At 72.5% G+C, this 17,919-nt stretch carries 12 protein-coding genes and 1 tRNA gene; 5 read left to right on the top strand and 8 right to left on the bottom strand.

The window, feature by feature from the left end:
* Window positions 1–3: 3 nt before the first annotated feature.
* Window positions 4–1,236 (bottom strand): formyl-CoA transferase, encoded by a 1,233-nt coding sequence (gene frc / locus Sru02f_RS25445; protein ID WP_109028558.1) that lies wholly within the window; start codon window positions 1,234–1,236, stop codon window positions 4–6.
* Between the two features lie 11 nt (window positions 1,237–1,247).
* Window positions 1,248–2,930 (bottom strand): thiamine pyrophosphate-binding protein, encoded by a 1,683-nt coding sequence (locus Sru02f_RS25440; protein WP_109028559.1) that lies wholly within the window; start codon window positions 2,928–2,930, stop codon window positions 1,248–1,250.
* 143 nt (window positions 2,931–3,073) lie between these two features.
* Between Sru02f_RS25440 and sucC the strand changes: the two genes are divergently transcribed.
* The 3 genes from sucC to Sru02f_RS25425 are packed head-to-tail and all read left to right on the top strand — an operon-like array spanning window position 3,074 to window position 6,734.
* Window positions 3,074–4,225, top strand: coding sequence for an ADP-forming succinate--CoA ligase subunit beta (sucC, locus tag Sru02f_RS25435; RefSeq protein ID WP_109028560.1), 1,152 nt, complete (start codon window positions 3,074–3,076; stop codon window positions 4,223–4,225).
* Window positions 4,226–4,239: 14 nt separating this feature from the next.
* The gene (gene sucD / locus Sru02f_RS25430) at window positions 4,240–5,175 is read left to right on the top strand and encodes a succinate--CoA ligase subunit alpha (RefSeq protein WP_109028561.1); all 936 of its coding nucleotides are present in this window, start codon (window positions 4,240–4,242) and stop codon (window positions 5,173–5,175) included.
* Complete coding sequence (locus tag Sru02f_RS25425) at window positions 5,172–6,734, top strand: aldehyde dehydrogenase family protein (protein WP_109028562.1); 1,563 nt, start codon at window positions 5,172–5,174, stop codon at window positions 6,732–6,734. Before sucD ends, Sru02f_RS25425 begins: the two co-directional genes overlap by 4 nt.
* A 57-nt stretch (window positions 6,735–6,791) precedes the next feature.
* Here the strand turns inward: Sru02f_RS25425 and Sru02f_RS25420 are convergent, their stop codons facing one another.
* Window positions 6,792–8,123: a DUF2254 domain-containing protein gene (locus Sru02f_RS25420; protein ID WP_109028563.1), complete on the bottom strand. Its 1,332-nt coding sequence runs from the start codon at window positions 8,121–8,123 to the stop codon at window positions 6,792–6,794.
* Window positions 8,124–8,275: 152 nt separating this feature from the next.
* On the opposite strand from Sru02f_RS25420, the gene Sru02f_RS25415 reads away from it, so the two are divergent.
* Together Sru02f_RS25415 and fusA are read left to right on the top strand one after the other, a co-directional pair.
* A tRNA-Leu gene (locus tag Sru02f_RS25415) sits at window positions 8,276–8,360 on the top strand.
* Between the two features lie 354 nt (window positions 8,361–8,714).
* Window positions 8,715–10,769: an elongation factor G gene (gene fusA, locus Sru02f_RS25410; RefSeq protein ID WP_109028564.1), complete on the top strand. Its 2,055-nt coding sequence runs from the start codon at window positions 8,715–8,717 to the stop codon at window positions 10,767–10,769.
* Window positions 10,770–11,003: 234 nt separating this feature from the next.
* Here fusA and Sru02f_RS25405 read toward each other — a convergent pair whose 3' ends face one another.
* From Sru02f_RS25405 to Sru02f_RS25385, 5 genes are all read right to left on the bottom strand, one after another.
* Window positions 11,004–13,211 (bottom strand): S1 family peptidase, encoded by a 2,208-nt coding sequence (locus tag Sru02f_RS25405; RefSeq protein ID WP_109028565.1) that lies wholly within the window; start codon window positions 13,209–13,211, stop codon window positions 11,004–11,006.
* A 34-nt stretch (window positions 13,212–13,245) separates the two neighbouring features.
* A complete protein-coding gene (locus Sru02f_RS25400) occupies window positions 13,246–13,752 on the bottom strand; it encodes a hypothetical protein (protein WP_109028566.1) in 507 nt (168 codons plus the stop codon).
* Between the two features lie 121 nt (window positions 13,753–13,873).
* Complete coding sequence (locus Sru02f_RS25395; RefSeq protein ID WP_109028567.1) at window positions 13,874–14,263, bottom strand: hypothetical protein; 390 nt, start codon at window positions 14,261–14,263, stop codon at window positions 13,874–13,876.
* The gene (locus Sru02f_RS25390) at window positions 14,260–14,871 is read right to left on the bottom strand and encodes a hypothetical protein (protein ID WP_373103555.1); all 612 of its coding nucleotides are present in this window, start codon (window positions 14,869–14,871) and stop codon (window positions 14,260–14,262) included. Before Sru02f_RS25390 ends, Sru02f_RS25395 begins: the two co-directional genes overlap by 4 nt.
* Window positions 14,820–17,702 carry a hypothetical protein gene (locus Sru02f_RS25385; RefSeq protein ID WP_373103553.1) on the bottom strand — a complete coding sequence of 961 codons (2,883 nt, stop codon included), beginning with the start codon at window positions 17,700–17,702 and terminating at the stop codon, window positions 14,820–14,822. Before Sru02f_RS25385 ends, Sru02f_RS25390 begins: the two co-directional genes overlap by 52 nt.
* Window positions 17,703–17,919 lie beyond the last annotated feature (217 nt).

Here is a 17,919-nt window from a genome sequence, read left to right as displayed (position 1 = left end):
ACGTCAGATCACCCCGCTCGACTTGAGCAGCCGCAGTTCCTCGTCGCCGAGGCCCAGCTCGCCGACGTAGACCTCCTCGTTGTGCTCGCCGAGCAGCGGCGAACTGGTCACCTGCACCGGGGAGTCCGAGAGCTTCAGCGGGCTGCCCACGGTCACGAACTCGCCCCGCTCGGGGTGGGGCACGGTGACGACCATCTCGTTGGCGACCAGTGAGTCGTCCTCGATGATCTCCTTCGTGGACAGGATCGGCCCGCACGGGATGTTGTGGGCGTTCAGCCGCTCCAGCACCTCCCACTTGGGCAGCGTGGACGACCACTCCTCGATCAGCTGGAACATCTTGTTCAGCTTCGGCAGCCGGGCCCGCGGGGTCGCCCACTCGGGGTCCTCGGCCAGCTCGGGGCGGCCGATCAGCTCACTGAGCGGCCGCCAGCCGACCGGCTGGACGATGACGTACACGTAGTCGTTGGGGCCGCCCGGCGCGCACTTGACCGCCCACCCCGGTTGCCCGCCGCCGGACGCGTTCCCGGACCTGGGAACCTCGTCGCCGAAGTCCTCGTTGGGATATTCGGCGAGTGGACCATGGCTCAGGCGCTGCTGGTCGCGCAGCTTCACCCGGCAGAGGTTGAGCACCGCGTGCTGCATGGCCACGTTCACCCGCTGACCGCGTCCGGTGTGCTCCCGCTGGTAGAGGGCGGCGAGGATGCCCGCCACGACGTGGACGCCCGTGCCCGAGTCCCCGATCTGGGCCCCCGTCGCCAGCGGCGGCCCGTCCTCGAAACCGGTGGTGGACATCGACCCGCCCATGGCCTGCGCGACGACCTCGTACGCCTTGAAAGCGGTGTACGGGCCCTCGCCGAACCCCTTGATGGAGGCGTAGACGATCCGTGGATTGATCTCCTTGATGCGGTCCCAGGTGAAGCCCATCCGGTCCACCGCGCCCGGTCCGAAGTTCTCGACCATGACGTCCGAGCGGCGGATCAGCTCGGTGAGGATCTCCTTGCCGCGCTCGGTCTTGGTGTTGAGGGTGATGCTGCGCTTGTTGCAGTTGAGCATCGTGAAGTAGAGGGAGTCGACGTCCGGCAGATCGCGCAGCTGCCCCCGCGTGATGTCGCCGTGCGGCGCCTCCAGCTTCACGACGTCGGCGCCGAGCCAGGCGAGCAGCTGGGTCGCCGAGGGCCCGGACTGCACATGCGTCATGTCCAGGACGCGGATGCCCTCAAGAGCCTTCGCTGTCATGAGTGTTCACCTCACTTGTACATCGTCTGGTTCATGGTTCCGGGGGCGTACGCGTCCGGGTCCACCCAGACGTTGATCAGGGACGGCTTGCCGGACTCGCGGGCCCGGCGCAGCGCGAGGCCGATGTCGGCGGGGTCGCGGACCTCCTCGCCGTGGCCCCCCAGCATCCGGGCGAACCGGTCGTAGGGCACGTCGCCGAGGGTGTTGCCGACCCGCTCGCGCTCCTTGCCGTACTTCACGGCCTGGCCGTAGCGGATCTGGTTCATCGAGGAGTTGTTGCCGACGATGCCGACGAACGGGAGGTCGTAGCGGACCAGGGTCTCGAAGTCCCAGCCGGTGAGCGAGAAGGCGCCGTCGCCGAAGAGGGCGACGACCTCCTTGTCGGGCCGCGCCTGCTTGGCGGCCAGCACGAAGGGGACGCCGACGCCGAGGGTGCCGAGCGGTCCCGGGTCCATCCAGTGGCCGGGTGACTTGGGCTGCACGACCTGACCGGAGAAGGTGACGATGTCGCCGCCGTCGCCGATGTAGATCGAGTCCTCGGTGAGGAAGTCGTTGATCTCGCTGACCAGCCGGTACGGGTGGATGGGCGAGGCGTCCGACCTGAGCTGCGGCAGCCGCTTGTCCAGCGCCGTCCGCTCGGCCGCACGCAGCTCGTCCAGCCACTCCTTGCGCTTCGCCGCGCCCCCGTTGATCCGTCCGGACGCCGCCTCGGTCACCGACCTCAGCACCAGCCCCGCGTCGCCGACGATGCCGAGGTCGATGTCGCGGTTCTTGCCGACGGTGCGGTAGTCGAGGTCGATCTGCACGACGGTCGCGTCGGGGGAGAGCCGCTTGCCGTAGCCCATCCGGAAGTCGAAGGGTGTGCCGACTATGACGATCACGTCGGCGTTGGAGAAGGCGTAGCGGCGGGAGAGCTGGAAGTGGTGCGGGTCGCCCGGCGGCAGGGTGCCGCGGCCGGCGCCGTTCATGTACGCCGGGACGTTCAGCGTGCGGACCAGCTCGACGGCGGCCTCGGTCGCGCGCGTCGTCCACACCTGGCTGCCGAGCAGGACGGCGGGCTTCTCGGCGTGCACCAGCAGGTCGGCGAGCCTCTCGACCGCCTCCGGGTCGCCGGCCGACCTGGTGGAGGCGCGGTAGCCCCCGGCCCGCGGCACCCGCGCCCTGTCCGCCGGCACCTTGGCGTCCAGCACGTCGCGCGGGATCTCCAGGAAGGACGGCCCCGGCGCGCCGTGGTAGCACTCGCGGAACGCCATCGACACCATGTCGGCGGCGCGGGCGGTGTCCGGCACGGTCGCCGCGAACTTGGTGATCGGCGTCATCATGTCGACGTGCGGCAGGTCCTGGAGGGACCCCATCTTGTGCTGGGTGTGGGCGCCCTGACCGCCGATCAGCAGCATGGGTGACTCGGCGCGGAAGGCGTTGGCGACCCCGGTGACGGCGTCGGTGGTGCCCGGCCCGGCGGTGACCACCGCGCAGCCGGGCTTGCCGGTGATGCGGGCGTATCCGTCGGCGGCGTGCGCGGCGACCTGCTCGTGGCGTACGTCGACGACCTCGATGCCCTCGTCGACGCAGCCGTCGTAGATGTCGATGATGTGGCCGCCGCACAGCGTGTAGATGCGGTCGACCCCCTCTGCCTTGAGTGCCTTGGCAACGAGGTGGCCGCCGGAGATGACGTCCTGGGTGTCGTCGGGCATGGCGAAGTCCTGTCCCTTCACGAGGGGTTGGGGCGCTCTCGCGGTACATTGCATACAGTCGACGAATACTGTATGAAGCTTGTTATCCCGCATCCGGTGGGTGGTGTCCAGGGGGCGTGCGGCACTTTCAGTCAGGAGCCGAGATGGACCTGTACGAACACCAGGCAAGGGAACTCTTCAAGGAACACGGGATCGTGGTCCCGAGGGCCGAGGTCACCGACTCGCCCGAGCGGGCCCGGGAGATCGCCCGCGCACTCGGCGGACGCGCCGTCGTCAAGGCGCAGGTGAAGACCGGCGGGCGCGGCAAGGCGGGCGGAGTGCGGCTCGCCGCCGACCCCGCCGAGGCCGAGGAGGCGGCGCGGCACATCCTCGGCATGGACATCAAGGGGCACCCGGTCGGCACCGTCATGCTGGCCGAACCCTGCGACATAGAGCGGGAGTTCTACGTCTCCTACGTTCTCGACCGGGCGTCCGGGGGCTTCCTCGCCATCGCCTCCGCGGAGGGCGGCATGGAGATCGAGGAGGTCGCCGCCCGGCGGCCCGAGGCCGTGGCGCGCATCCCCGTCGACCCCGCCACGGGCGTGCACACCGCCACCGCGGTGCGCATCGCCGACGCCGCCGGCCTGCCCCCGCAGACCGTCGACACGCTGGTGCGGCTGTGGAAGGTACTGGTCCGCGAGGACGCCCTCCTGGTCGAGGTCAACCCGTTGGTCAGGACGGCCGAGGGCAGGATCGTGGCCCTCGACGGCAAGGTCACCCTCGACGACAACGCCCGCTTCCGGCAGTCCCGCTGGGGCGAGACGAGGCAGGAGGCCGACGACTCCCTGGAGGCGCGGGCCGGCGCCAAGGGCCTCAACTACGTCAAGCTGGACGGCGAGGTCGGCGTCATCGGCAACGGCGCCGGGCTGGTCATGTCGACACTCGACGTGGTGGCCGGCTGCGGTGCCCGCCCCGCCAACTTCCTCGACATCGGCGGGGGCGCCTCCGCCCGGGTCATGGCCGACGGGCTGTCCGTCGTGCTCTCCGACCCCGACGTGCGGTCCGTCCTCGTCAACGTCTTCGGCGGCATCACCGCCTGCGACGCGGTCGCCGACGGCATCGTCCGCGCCCTCGACGAGGTCCGGCTCACCAAACCGCTCGTCGTACGCCTCGACGGCAACAACGCCGCGCGGGGCCGGGCCCTGCTCGACGCCCGCGCGCACCCCCTGGTCGAACAGGCCACCACCATGGACGGCGCCGCCCGCCGTGCCGCCCGGCTCGCCACCGCGGCGTCCACCGCCGGACAAGCCGGATAAGGAGACAGGACGACATGGCGATCTACCTCACCAAGGAGAGCAAGGTCCTCGTCCAGGGCATGACCGGTGCCGAGGGCATGAAGCACACCCGCCGCATGCTGGCCGCGGGCACCGACGTCGTCGGCGGCGTCAACCCGCGCAAGGCGGGCCGCACCGTGGACTTCGACCACCGCACCGTCCCGGTCTTCGGGTCGGTCCGCGAGGGCATCGAACACACGGGCGCCGACGTCACGGTCGTCTTCGTGCCGCCCGCCTTCGCCGAGGCCGCGGTCGTCGAGGCCGCCGACGCCGGTATCGGCCTCGCGGTCGTCATCACCGAGGGCATCCCGGTCCACGACTCCGTCGCCCTCACCGCCCACGCCCGGGCCAAGGGCACCCGCGTCATCGGCCCCAACTGCCCCGGCCTGATCACCCCCGGCCAGTCCAACGCGGGCATCATCCCGCCCGACATCACCAAGCCCGGCCGCATCGGCCTGGTCTCCAAGTCGGGCACGCTCACCTACCAACTCATGTACGAACTGCGCGACGTCGGCTTCTCCACCTGCGTCGGCATCGGCGGCGACCCGGTCGTCGGCACCAGCCACATCGACTGCCTCGCCGCCTTCGAGGACGATCCCGACACCGAGCTGATCGTCCTCATCGGCGAGATCGGCGGCGACGCGGAGGAACGCGCGGCGGCCCACATCCGCGCGCACGTCACCAAGCCCGTCGTCGCCTACATCGCCGGCTTCACCGCGCCCGAGGGCCGGACGATGGGCCACGCCGGTGCCATCGTCTCCGGCTCCTCGGGCACGGCGCGGGCCAAGAAGGAGGCGCTGGAGTCGGCCGGCGTACGGGTCGGGAGCACACCGACCGAGACGGCACGGCACGTACTCGAGGCACTCGACGCACTCGACGCAAGGGCAGGTGCCGCACAGGACGGCGCGGCCCGCGACGGAGCCCGCGCATGACGGCCGCCGGCGCTCCGGACACCGGGCCGCTCACCCTGAAGTCCGGCACCTCCTGGACCGACTGCTGGCAGCGTTGCCGCACCGTCGCCCCCGAGGCGTTCCGCGACGACCGCGTCCTCAACCTCTGGGACGCCGGCTGGCGGGCGGACGGCCGGGTCCTGCCGGCCACCAGCCCGGTCGACGGCACCCCGATCGCCGGCCCGCCCCGGATCGACGCCGACACGGCCCACCGCGCCGTACGCGCCGCGCTCGACCAGCACCGGGCCTGGCGCCACGTCCCGCTGCCCGAACGCCGCGCCCGCGTCGCGGCCACCCTCGACGCCCTCGCCCAGCACCGCGAACTGCTCGCGCTGCTGCTGGTGTGGGAGATCGGCAAGCCCTGGCGGTCGGCACGGGCCGACGTCGACCGGGCCGTCGACGGCGTGCGCTGGTACCTCGACGGCATCGAGGACATGCTCGACGGGCGCGCTCCGCTGGACGGCCCGGTGTCCAACATCGCCAGCTGGAACTACCCGATGAGCGTCCTCGCCCACGCCCTGCTGGTGCAGGCACTGGCGGGCAACGCGGTCATCGCCAAAACCCCGACCGACGGCGGAGTCGCCTGCCTGACCCTGGCCTGCGCACTCGCCGCCCGCGAAGGACTTCCCGTCACCCTCCTCAGCGGCAGCGGCCGAGAGCTGTCCCAGGCACTGGTGCGGGCACCGGAGATCGGCTGCGTCTCCTTCGTCGGCGGCCGGGACACGGGCGCGGACGTCGCCACCGCCCTCGCCGACCTCGGCAAGCGGCACATCCTCGAACAGGAAGGACTCAACACCTGGGGCATCTGGAACTTCACGGACTGGGACGCGCTCAGCCGGACCGTCCCGAAGCTCTTCGACTACGCCAAGCAACGCTGCACCGCCTACCCGCGCTTCGTCGTCCAGCGGCAGCGGTTCGACGCGTTCCTCGCCGCGTACCTCCCGGCCGTCCGCACGCTGCGCGTCGGCCACCCGCTCGCCGTGGCCGCACCCGACGACCCGTACCCGGCGCTCGACTTCGGCCCGGTGATCAACGCGGCGAAGGCCAAGGAGCTGCACGACCAGGTCGCCGAGGCCGTCGACCGGGGCGCCGTCCCACTGCACCGCGGCAGCGCGGCCGAGGCCCGGTTCCTGCCCGGCCAGGACACCTCGGCCTACGTCCAGCCGGTCACCCTGCTCAACCCGCCCCGCTCCTCACCCCTGCACCACGCCGAACCCTTCGGCCCGGTCGACACCATCGTCCTGGTCGACACCGAGGCCGAGCTGCTCGCCGCGATGAACGCCTCCAACGGCGCCCTGGTGGCCACGCTCTCCACGGACGACCCGGCGACGTACGACAGGCTGGCGCCGCAGATCCGCGCGTTCAAGGTCGGCCACGGCGTACCGCGCTCCCGCGGCGACCGCGACGAGCTGTTCGGCGGACACGGGGCCTCCTGGCGCGGCGCCTTCGTGGGCGGTGAGCTGCTGGTGCGCGCCGTGACCCGCGGACCGGCGGGGGAGCGGCTGCCGGGGAACTTCCCGGACCACCACCTCATGCCGTAACCGGACCACCACCTCATGCCGTAAGGGGTGTCGGAGGCCTCCGCCGGGCGCCCCGGGTCAGCCGATGCCCTGGCGGTCGGGCCGCAGGGCGAAGGCCCGCTCCGCAGCGGTCGGCGCGGTCCGCTCGACGGCCTGCCGCAGCAGCTCGCGGTGGCGCAGCAGCGGTGCGCGCCGCTCCGGCGGCACGAGCAGCAGCAGGTCGTCGAGACCGGCCATCAGGCGCCGGGTCACCTGCGGCGAACCGGTGGCACAGGCGCGGACCTCGGCGAACCCTAGGTCCACCAGCTCCGCCCAGCCGGGTACGGGCTGCACCAGCCGGAGCGCGCCGCGGCGGTCCCGGTGCAGGGCGGCGTCCAGCGGCCGCCGGGACAGCGTGGCCAGGATCTGCACGACCCGGTCCAGCGCCTGCACGGCGGTCGTCGGATCGTTGACGGCGGGCGACAGGGCACGCAGCCCGATGTCGGACAGCTGGCGCAGCCCGAACGCCAGGTCCTGGTGGAAGGTGCGCTCCACCCCGACGGAGAGGGCGTAGCGCAGCGCCCGGCGCGGCGGGGCCGCCCCGCCGTGCACCGCCAGGACCGGTGTGCCCGGCACCAGGAAGTCGCCGATACGCCGGACCAGCCGCAGCACCACCCCGTGCCCCCGGGCCACCCGAACCAGCCGGGCGATGTGCACGTCCCGCAGTACGCCGCCCTGCCCGTCGTGGGCGATCCACGCCGTCACGGGCCCGAGCCCGGGCGCCCCGCCGCCGTCCGCCGGCACCGGCATCAGCGCCGCCACCCGGAAGGACTCGGCGGCGATGCGGGCGATCACATGGCTGACCCGCATCAGCCGCAGGGTGGCGTTCACGTACATCACGAAGAGCAGCAGGCTCAACGCGACCATGATCAGGGTGAGTACCGACTGCACCAGCGGGACGGACGTGGCGGCGCGCGGGTCGGGATTGCTGTCGTAGCTGGTCAGCACCAGCAGCGTCAGGACGAAGGTGGCCAGGAAGACGGCGAAGGTCGCCTTGGTGATCCGGCTGCGGACGAAGAGCCGCACCACCCGCGGGGTGAACTGCCCGCTCGCCATCTGCACCGCGACCAGGGAGATGCTGAACACCACACCGATGAAGGTCATCATCGCCGAGCCGACCGCCGACACCACCGTCTTCGCGTCGTCCGCGAAACGCAGCAGCTCGGCGAGCGTGTCGTAGTCGCCGTCGTCCTGCAGCGAACGGACGAGGGCCGCGTCGAGCTCCTGGGCCACCAGCCAGACCACGAAGACGCCCGCCATCGCCGCGGTGGGCGCGAACCAGAACGTGTCCCGCAGATGCTCCCTGAGCGGCGACAACGCCCGCGGCCGCCGACGCGGGAGCGGTCCCTGCGTAACCATCCAGTCACTCATGGTGCGACCCTAGGCGCAGCGGAGCCACCGGTCCCGGACCGCCGCTCAGGGGAAGGGCGGGGGAAGGAAACGCAGGTGAAAGGCACCGCGAAAGCTTGGTATGGTTGTCCATGTCGCCGCGGGGAGCACCCCCGCACCGCGACAGACACCTGGTCCGGGTGGCGGAATGGCAGACGCGCTAGCTTGAGGTGCTAGTGCCCTTTATCGGGCGTGGGGGTTCAAGTCCCCCCTCGGACACAGAAGATCAAACAGAGATGCCGACCGGGAGATGTCCCAGTCGGCATCTCTCGTTTCGTCACGCGGGCCGCCGAAAATACGGTGCGGCTCGGCACCCGGCCTCCCTACACTCGCCGTGACACCGAGACCGAGTGAGGGGAGCAGGGCCGTGCGCAGCCGCACCGCACCCGTCGTTCCCCCGTCCCGGCACGAGGTGATCCTGGTGTCTTCGGCCGCCCGGTGCCCGCTGCGCGGCCGGCACCGGACGCCCGCGACGCACATCTGACAGCCGACGTCCCCTGCCGGGGGCGTCCGGCACGTGCGTCGGGAGAAATCGCGCTGCCCTTCTCCGGTTCCTCCGAAAGGCTTCGGGCCATGCGCACCAACCCGCTCACCACCGTCCGCAACCTGGGCATCCTCGCCCATGTCGACGCCGGGAAGACCACCGTCACCGAGCGGATCCTCTACCTGACCGGTACCACCCACAGGCGCGGCGAGGTCCACGACGGCACCACCGTCACCGACTTCGACCCGCAGGAACGCGACCGCGGCATCACCATCTTCGCCGCGGCCGTCAGCTGCGCCTGGGCGGGCCACCGGATCAACCTCATCGACACCCCGGGACACGTCGACTTCGCCGACGAGGTCGAACGATCCCTGCGCGTGCTGGACGGCGCGGTCGCGGTCTTCGACGCGGTCGCGGGCGTGGAGCCGCAGAGCGAGTCCGTGTGGCGGCAGGCCGACCGGCACGGCGTGCCCAGGATCGCGTTCGTCAACAAGATGGACCGGGCGGGCGCCGACCTCGACACCGCCGTCGCCTCGATCCGCGAGCGGCTGCACCCCGTGCCCCTGGTCGTGCAGCTGCCCATCGGCGCGGAGGATGGCTTCACCGGCGTCGTCGACCTGCCGCGCATGCGCGCCCTCGTATGGGCCGACGGCGCGGACACGGCCGAGGAGGGTCCGGTGCCCGAGACGCTGCGCGAGGAGGCCGCCCGCAGGCGGCGGCTGCTGGAGGAGGCGGTCGCCGAACGCCACCCCGGCGCGCTGGAGGAGTTCTGCGACCGGGAGACGCTCACCGCGGCCACCCTCACCGGCGCCCTGCGCGACCTGACGCGCACCGGCGACGGCGTGGTCGTGCTGTGCGGCTCCGCCTACCGCAACCGCGGCGTCGAACCGCTGCTGGACGCCGTGGTGGCGTACCTGCCCTCGCCGCTGGACGTGCCCCCGGTGCGCGGCATCCACGACGGCGCGGAGCGGGAGCGGCCCGCCGACCCGGCGGCGCCGACGGCGGCACTGGCGTTCAAGGTGAACGCCACCCCGACGGGACGGCTGACGTACCTGAGGGTCTACTCGGGCACGATCGAGAAGGGAGACACCGTGTGGGACCCGGGCATGCGCCGCACCGAGCGCGTCGGCCGCATCCTGCGGGTACGGGCCGACCGGCACGACCCGCTGGAGCGCACGGTCGCCGGGGACATCGTCGCCGTGGTCGGGCTGAAGACGGCCCGCGCCGGTTCGACCCTGTGCGCACCGGGCGCCCCACTGCTCCTGGAACCCCCGGGCGTGGCCGAACCGGTGGTGCACGTGGCCGTGGAGGCCCGGCGGGCCACCGAGACCGACCGGCTGGCCTCGGCGCTCGCCCGGCTGACCGAGGAGGACCCCTCGCTGGCGGTGCGGACCGACCCGGAGACGGGACAGACCGTGCTGTCCGGCATGGGCGAACTGCACCTGGAGGTCGCGGTGGAGCGCGTGCGGCGCGAGCACGGGCTGGAGGTCACGGTCGGGCGCCCCGGCGTGGCGTACCGCGAGACGGTCGGCGAAGGCGTCACCGGCTTCGTCCACCGGCACGTCAAACAGGACGGCGGCGCCGGGCAGTTCGCGCACGTCGTGCTCGACGTCGAGCCCTGGGAGCCGGACGAGGACGGCGCGGGCGGCGGTTTCGTGTTCCGTTCGACGGTCGTCGGCGGACGCGTGCCGCAGGAGTACGTCCGAGCCGTCGAGGCGGGCTGCCGGGACGCCCTCGCCGAGGGTCCGCTGGGCGGCCACCCGGTGACCGGCCTCCGGGTCACGCTGACCGACGGCCAGACGCACGTGAAGGACTCCTCGGACACGGCCTTCCGCACCGCCGGCCGGTTCGGTCTCCGCGACGCCCTGCGCGCCTCGGGGATGATCCTGCTCGAACCGGTCGTGGAGGTCACGGTCACCGTGCCCGAGGACGGTGTCGGCGGCGTGCTGGGTGACCTGGCCGCGCGCCGCGGCCGGGTCACCGGTTCCGACAGGCGGGCCGGGGCGACGGTCGTCACGGCCACGGTCCCGCTGGCCGAGCTGTTCGGCTACGCGACCCGGCTGCGCAGCCGCACCCAGGGCCGGGGCACCTTCACCGCCCGGCCCACCGGTTACGCGCCCGCACCCGCGGCGGTCGCGCGGTAGGCGTGCCGGGCGGCCCCCCACCCGGGATGCCGTCGGCGGCCCGGGGTCCCGACTGCCCGTCGGGACCCCGGGTCCGCACCCGTACCCGCCACGGCGCAGCACCCGTACCCGCCACCGCGCAGCACTCGGCCCCGCCGGGCCGAAACCCGGCGGGGCCGAGAGGAACCCGCCGCCGAATCGACCGGAGGCATCACCGGGTGGTTCCCGGAGGCTCAGGTCGTACGGCGGCAGCCGTTACCGCGCCGCGTACCCGAAGTAGTTGCCGTTGGCCGGGAGTCCGCCCTGGCCCGGCTGGTACGTGGTCGCGGGGCGGCTCGTACCGCCCGGCACGACGTTCGGGAAGGGCAGGACGTGCAGGGCTCCGGTGGCGGCGGGCCCGTAGGGCATACCGGCGTAGAGGTTGCGCGGGGTGAGGTGGATGCTGGTGCCCAGCTTCTCGTCCGCGCCCGGGGTGCCGGGGACGCCGTCCCCGTCGCCGGCCTCGATCCACAGGTCGTTGGCGCCCGCCGAGCCCATCAGCGAGAAGGTGTGGATGGCGCCGGCGTCGGCGGCACCCGCGAGGTCCTCACCGGGGACGCCCACGGCGATCTTCAGGGTGTCGGCCGAACCGACCGCCCGCGGGGCGGTGTTGACCGCGCTGAGGGAGGCGCCCACGGAGTCGCCGGCCTCGATCGTGCCGGAGCGGTCGTCGGTGCTGGAGCCCTGGTTGAGCGCGCGCAGGTAGTCCCAGGTGCCGTCGGCCGCGAGGTGCACGAGCATGACGTTGCCCGCGCCCGCCTGCTGCGCGGCGCCGGTCTCGGCGGCCAGGGCCTCGCCGGGCGAGCCGATCGCGAGGATCGAGTCGGTGGCCGTGGCCGCACCGGACGGGCGGTAGGCGACCAGTGCGAGAGCCTGACCGAACTTGTCACCGGCCTCGGCGCTGCCGCTGATCTTCTCGTTGTCCTGGTCCATGCCGGCGACCACGGTGGGCCGTCCGTCGGCGTCCAGCTTGTGGCTGAACACGGCCAGGTTGCCGGCGTTCGCGTCACCGCCGATGGCGTCACCGGGAGCGCCGATGGCGATGAAGTTGGAGTCGCCCGTGACGGACGTGCCGAAGGCGTCGTTCGCCTCGGCCGCACCGGGGACGTTCGAGGAGTCCTGGTTGATGCTGATGCTGGTGTCGCCGTGCACGTAGAAGGCGCCGCCCGCCTTGGTGAGCGAGCCGAGCGCCTCGCCCGGCGCGCCGACCAGGATCCACGGCTCGCCCGCGGCGGTGGTGCCCGCCGCGAGGGAGGCGCCCATCCGGTCGCCGGTCTCGGGCGCGGCGCTGCCGATGGAGCCGTTGCCCGAGCCCTGCTCGAAGTGGCGGGAGGCCGGGCCGCTGCCGAGGCCGTCCTTGCCGCCGAACAGGATGTCGAAGAAGCCGGCGTCGACCGCGCTGCCGACGTTCTCCTCGGACGCGGTGACGACGAGGTCGGTGTAGCCGTCCTCGTTGTAGTCGACGGTCGCGAGGTGGTTGCCGAAGTGGTCCCCGGCCTCGGCGCCGCCGGTCACCCAGTCGAGGTCCTGGGTGATCTCCGCGACGCCCTTGCCGCCGCCGTGGACGACACGGACGAGACCCGCGGTGGTGTCGCCGCCGACCGTCGCCATCGGGTCGCCGACGGCGATGTCCTCGACGGCGTCGCCGTTGAAGTCGACGATGCGGGTGGCGCCGGCCTTCTCGTCGATCCAGGAGGCGAGGTCGTCGACGCGCGCGATGACGCCCGCGGTGGAGGTCTGGGTCTCGTCGACGCCGAGGCAGCCGCCCTGGAAGGACTGGCTGTTGAGGCCGACGAGCTTGCCGCCGGAGACGACCGGGCCGCCGGTGTCGCCCATGCAGGCGGCCGCGCCGTCCTTGCCGGTGACGCCCGCGGAGGTGGCCGCCGTGGAGTCGACGGTGTAGGTGCCGGTGTGCAGTTCGAGCGGCGCCCAGACGGTGTCCGTACGGCCGTAACCGGCGAACGTCAGCTCCGCGCCGGCGGCGGGCGCGGTGGTGGCGAGCTGGGCCGGGGTCACGTTGGTGACGGGCCGGTTGAGGCGGGCCAGGACCACATCGCGGTCCGTGCGCGGCACGATCTCCACGACGCGGCGCTCGGCGCCCTGCGTGCCGGAGAGGTCGGAGCGGCCGATGACGGCGGTGGTCGTCCTGGCGGGGACACCGGCCGGTACGGCGAGCGAGGCGGCCGGGTCCTCGGCGAAGCAACTGGCCGCGGTGAGCAGCCATTCGGCGTCGACGAGCACCGCGGAGCAGCCGCGGTCGTGGGCGCCGACGGTGATCTGCGCGGTGTAGGCGTGGGTGGTGTCCGAGTCGGCGACCGGCGTGCCGCCGGTGACGGCGACGGCGGCCGCCGTGCTCAGCGCCAGCGACCCGGCGGTCAGGACCGCGCCGAGCACGGCCGCCCGGGAACGTCTGATGGAAGGCATACGAGTGGATTCCTCAATCACAGGGGGAGGTCGGCTAGTTGGTGACGCGGATCTCGACCAGGACGTGCTCGCGGCCGTCGACGGACTCGCCGACGCCCTTCCACGTGTCCGCGGGGATGTCGTACTCGACCTGGTCGTCCTCGGCGGTCATCTCCAGGTGGGTGTTGGCCGAGTCGTCCGTCTTCACCCCGTGCACCGCGGGCAGTTCGAGGGTCAGGTAGCCCTCGTCGGCGGTGACCTCGAAGCAGACGTCCTCGTGGTCGCGCGCGAGGAACTGCAGGAGGTTGTCCCCGCCGGCGCAGTCGGCGAGCACGATGTGCCCGTCGCCGCGCTTGAGGACGATGTTCTGCTCGGCCAGGATCTTGTCGGCGTTCGGGTAGTTGTAGTCCTCGACGGCGTAGCCGGGCGCGGCCTCGGCGACGGCCTCGGTGGCGGTCGTGGCGGCGGCGCCGGCGTTGCCCTGGGCGAGCACGGCCCAGGCCAGGGCGCCGGCGGTCGCCGCGGCGCCCAGAACGCGCACGAATGAGCTGCGTTTCTTCATCACAGTCCTAGAAAGTCGACGGATCATGGGTTGAAGCGCCCTGTCGAAGGGCGCACTTGACGCGGTTGCCCCATTCCTGAAAGGAACAGGAATCGGGCAACCGCTGGGAATGTGAGGCCACTCAGCTCGTCTTGTTGAGCTTTTGCGTGACCGGTCCGTCCGGATCGGACTGGAAGTACAGCGTGTCCTGATCGTCTACATAGAGCTGGATCCCGCCGGTCTTTCCGAGACCGCCGTCCTCGACCCCCAAGTAGACGAAATCGCTCGAGGTGTCCGGATCCTGGTAATCCCAGCTGCCGCTGAAATCAACCGGGCCCGCGCTCTCGTTCGTGGTCACACGCTCGGCCGAGAACGTGCCGTCCGCCGAGAGCTCGATCTGCCCGCCCTCGTCGTTGCGGTACACACCGGGCAGCTTCTTCGGGTCGACCGACCCCGAGCATCCCGACACGAGCACCGCGGACGCGGCGAGCACGGCGAAGAGCCACCGTCCACCTGCCCTCTTGCGCGTCACGGACCCAGCGTAACGTTGAACTCGATCACCTGGGTCTTCGGCGACAGCGGCCCCTCGTCGCCGACGACCTTGTCGACGAACGCGCCCACGGTGTCGCTCCACCAGTCCGTGTACCCGATGACCGGAGGGTGCGTCGCCGACTCGATGTCCGACTCGTTGTACGCGGTGTAGCGCCAGGTGACCGATCCGTCCGCGTTCTCCCGGATGGGAGTCATGCGGACCTGGTGCGAGCCCAGGAAGGTGTACGCGAGGTTGCCGGTGAGTCCGCCCGTGGTGAGCGTCCCGTAGTCCGTCATGTACTTGCCGGCGCCGTCGAAGCCGCTGAGCATGTAGTCGTTCATGTAGGTGTGGCCCAGCTCGTACTTCCCGGTGCGCTGCCACTTGTTGAGGAAGTAGGCGAGGACCCCCTGCGTGTGCGAGTGCTCACGGTAGAGGCGGGTGAACTCGTCGTCCGGGCCGAAGCACTGCGAGGTGGGACCCGAGCCGGTGAGCCAGCTCCAGCCGAGCTCCCAGGGATTGGTGTTGTTGCGGTGCTCGATCGGGTCGCCGAACGGCGTCAGGCAGCTCTCGGCGCCGTCGGGCAGCCCGGTCTCGCCGTCGATCGGCACCTTCGAGTTGTCGAGCGCGTCCTGGATGGCCTGCCGGATCGCGGCCTGGATGACCAGGATCCGGGCCTCGGTGGCGGCGGCCGCCGCCTCGGCGAAGGACCTGCCCGCCGCGAGCTTCGCCTGGCGTGCGACGGTCGCGGAGCGCTGGGCGTCCAGGGCGTAGGACGCGGCGGTCTCGGCGGAGCGCACCGCCCGGTTCGCCGCGTCCCGCGCCACACTGCTCGCCCTGCGGGCGGCCGCGGCCGCGTTCGCCGCGGTCTGCGCGGACCGGGCGGCGGCGGCAGCGGAGTTCTCCGCGTCCCCGCGTTCCGGCGGGCCTCCTCGGCGGAGGCCTTGGCGTCGGCCGCCCAGCCCTCGGCCTTGCCGGCCCACACGGTGGCCTCCTCGGCGGCCTGCCGGGCGACGGCCGCGGCCTCGGAGGCACGCGCCGCGTCCTCGAGCGCGTCCTGAGCGATCTTGGCCGCCCGCGCGATGGCCGCACGGATCGCGCTGATGTGCGTGGCGTGATCGTGGTCGATGCGCGCGAACTCGTGCTGCGTCGTGCCGATGAACTGGCGCAGCATGTGCGTGTCGCCCTCGAGGGCGACCTTCGCCGCGGCCTGTACGTACGGACCGCCGGAGACCAGCAGCGTGGTGGCCGCCACCCTGTCGTCCTCGTGGACGGCCGCGGCGCGCTTCACGTGCAGGAACGTGTGCAGCGCCTCGGCGGAACCGTCCGTCAGGGCGGCCTCGGCGGCACGCCGTACGGCGGTACCGGTGGAGTCGTCCGCGAGGAGCGTGGTGACCTCGACCTCGTTGTCGTCCCTGGCCGCCTCGACCGCGCCCTTCTCCAGGAAGGTCCTGATGGCGGCGGGGTCCTCGGTCCGCAGCGCCGCCGCGGCGGCCTCGGCCACGTTCTGCGTGGAGATCGCGGCGGTGGCCGCGGTGTTCTCCGCGTTGTCCTGCTGCAGCGCGATGACCCGGTCGGCCTCGATCCAGCGCAGCACGTCCTCGTCGGAGCCGGCCAGCGCGAACTCGGCGGCCTCGCGGGTCCACGTGCCGGACCGGTCGAGGAGCAGGACGGCGGCCTGCCGGCCCTTGTCCACGGCCTCCCCGGTGCGGCCGTCGGCGAACGCCGCTTCCATCGCGGTGATCAGCGCGACGAGTTCCTCGGACAGCCGCGCCTCCTGCGTGCGCTCCCGGTTGGCGCGCTCCAGCCGGTCGGTCTCCTCGCGCCGCTGCTCCTTGGCGACCTCGATCGCTTCCTCGGTCTCCTCGTTCAACCGGGCGATCTCGGCCTCGCGGGCCTCCTTCTCGACCTCCCGGGCCTCGGTGACCGCGTCGTACGCCTTGTTCGCGGCTTCCACGGCGGCGTTGGCGGCGGCGGTGGAGCGGTTGGCGTAGTCCACGGCCTTGCCGGCGTTCCGGGCCGCCTCCTCGGCGGCGTCGGCCGCCTTCTCCGCGTGGTCGGCCGCGCTGTCGGCGGCGGCGGACGCGGACCGGGCGGCGGCGGCCGACCTGCGGGACAGGGTGGAGGCCCGGCTCGCGGCGGCCGTGGCCCGGCCCGCGGCGGCCTCCGCGATGGCGGCCTGGCGCTGGGCCTCGGCGGCCTGGGACTGCGCGGCACCGGAGGCCGCGGCGGCGTCCGCGGAGGCGCGCGCGGCGGCGGCCGAGTTGACCGCGGCACCTGCGGCGGCGTTGCCCGCGGCCTCGGCCGCGTCGGAGGCGAGGGCCGCGAGCTTGGCCTTCGCGGCCACGGTGCGCACCCAGTCGACCATGACCCGCGCGGCCTTCGCCGCCTGGTTGGCGGCCTCCGCCATGTTCGCGTTCTTGGACGCGCTGATCGCGGCGCGGTAGGCACGCGAGGCGGCGCGACCAGCGGCCGCGGCGGCTGCCGCGGCGGCGTTCGCGGCGGTCACCGAACGCCGGGCCGCGGCCTGCGCGGTGCGCGAGGCGGACACCGCGGTCGATGCGGCGGCCGCGGCACCCTGGGCGGCCCGCGCCGCCTTGTTCGCGGCTCTGGCGGAGCGCTGCACGTCCTGCTCGGCGGCCTGCGCCTCGGCCTTCGCCTCCAGCGCGGCGGCCTTGGCCTTCGCGGCGGCCTGCACCGCCTGCTCGGACAGCTCGACCGCTTCGTCGGTCTTGAGCTCGGCGCGCCGGCCCTCCGACTCCACGATCTTGACGAGCTGCTGGATCTCCGCCGACTCCTCGTCCCGCGCCCGGGCGATGTACTGCCCGGTCGTCAGGAACCACTGGATCGCGCGTGGCGATCCGTCGTCGAGCGCCCGCTCCGCGTACTCCCGCACCTGCGGCGAGGCGGTCACGAGGATGGAGGTCACCTCGACGCGCTGGTCCTCGTCGTGCGCGCGGTACTGCCCGCTGCTGAGGAAGTCCCGCAGGGCGAAGTCCGTACCGGTCGCGAGCGCCTCGGAGGACTCGCGCTTCACGGCCTTGCCGCCGTGCGCGTTGACGGTGGTCACGGCCACCTGGAGGTCCTCGTGCACCGCCGACTCGAAGCCGCCCTGAAGATAGGCGGCGACCGCCGCGTCCCCGCCGGACAGCGCCTGCCCGATCCCGGTACGCGTCGCCTTGCCCGCGCTGACCAGGGCCTCGGTGAGGGCGAAGCGATTGTCCTCGGCAGTGGCCGCCGGCAGCCGCTCGCCGAGGAACGTGGCCACGCTGTCCGCGTTGCCCACCAGCGCCGCCGCCGCGGCCGTGCGCACCGCGCGGCCACCGGTCCGGTACGCCTGTACGACCTTGCCGCGGTCGGTGTCGGGCAGTCCCGTACCCCCGTCGGTCTCCGCCGTGTCCGCCGCGTACGCGGGGCCGGACCCGAACACCCCCAGAGGCACCGCGGTACCTGCCGCGATTCCGCCGAAAATGGCCAGTGACTGACGTCTGCTGAATATCCGTGATGATGGTGACATCGAGACTCCCTTCTCGGACACGAGGGGAAATCTCGCCGCTCCCCCTGCGGTTCAAGTGCTCTATAGAAGCGGGGGATTGATGACCCGTCCAATGCAGAAACCGGGCAGAAATCGGGTATTCCGCGAGCAGGTGTCGTGATGT

It is taken from the genome of Streptomyces rubrogriseus, from assembly GCF_027947575.1.
Lineage (GTDB): Bacteria > Actinomycetota > Actinomycetes > Streptomycetales > Streptomycetaceae > Streptomyces > Streptomyces rubrogriseus.
The sequence above is the reverse complement of the archived record's forward strand: the minus strand, read 5'-3'. Positions and strand labels throughout refer to the sequence as shown.

What these genes read in the sequence shown, in the direction of transcription:
- Sru02f_RS25400 (WP_109028566.1), bottom strand. Translation starts at nt 13,752, where the DNA reads ATGAAGAAACGCAGCTCATTCGTGCGCGTTCTGGGCGCCGCGGCGACC.
- frc (WP_109028558.1), bottom strand. Translation starts at nt 1,236, where the DNA reads ATGACAGCGAAGGCTCTTGAGGGCATCCGCGTCCTGGACATGACGCAT.
- Sru02f_RS25440 (WP_109028559.1), bottom strand. Translation starts at nt 2,930, where the DNA reads ATGCCCGACGACACCCAGGACGTCATCTCCGGCGGCCACCTCGTTGCC.
- Sru02f_RS25425 (WP_109028562.1), top strand. Translation starts at nt 5,172, where the DNA reads ATGACGGCCGCCGGCGCTCCGGACACCGGGCCGCTCACCCTGAAGTCC.
- Sru02f_RS25405 (WP_109028565.1), bottom strand. Translation starts at nt 13,211, where the DNA reads ATGCCTTCCATCAGACGTTCCCGGGCGGCCGTGCTCGGCGCGGTCCTG.
- sucD (WP_109028561.1), top strand. Translation starts at nt 4,240, where the DNA reads ATGGCGATCTACCTCACCAAGGAGAGCAAGGTCCTCGTCCAGGGCATG.
- sucC (WP_109028560.1), top strand. Translation starts at nt 3,074, where the DNA reads ATGGACCTGTACGAACACCAGGCAAGGGAACTCTTCAAGGAACACGGG.
- fusA (WP_109028564.1), top strand. Translation starts at nt 8,715, where the DNA reads ATGCGCACCAACCCGCTCACCACCGTCCGCAACCTGGGCATCCTCGCC.
- Sru02f_RS25420 (WP_109028563.1), bottom strand. Translation starts at nt 8,123, where the DNA reads ATGAGTGACTGGATGGTTACGCAGGGACCGCTCCCGCGTCGGCGGCCG.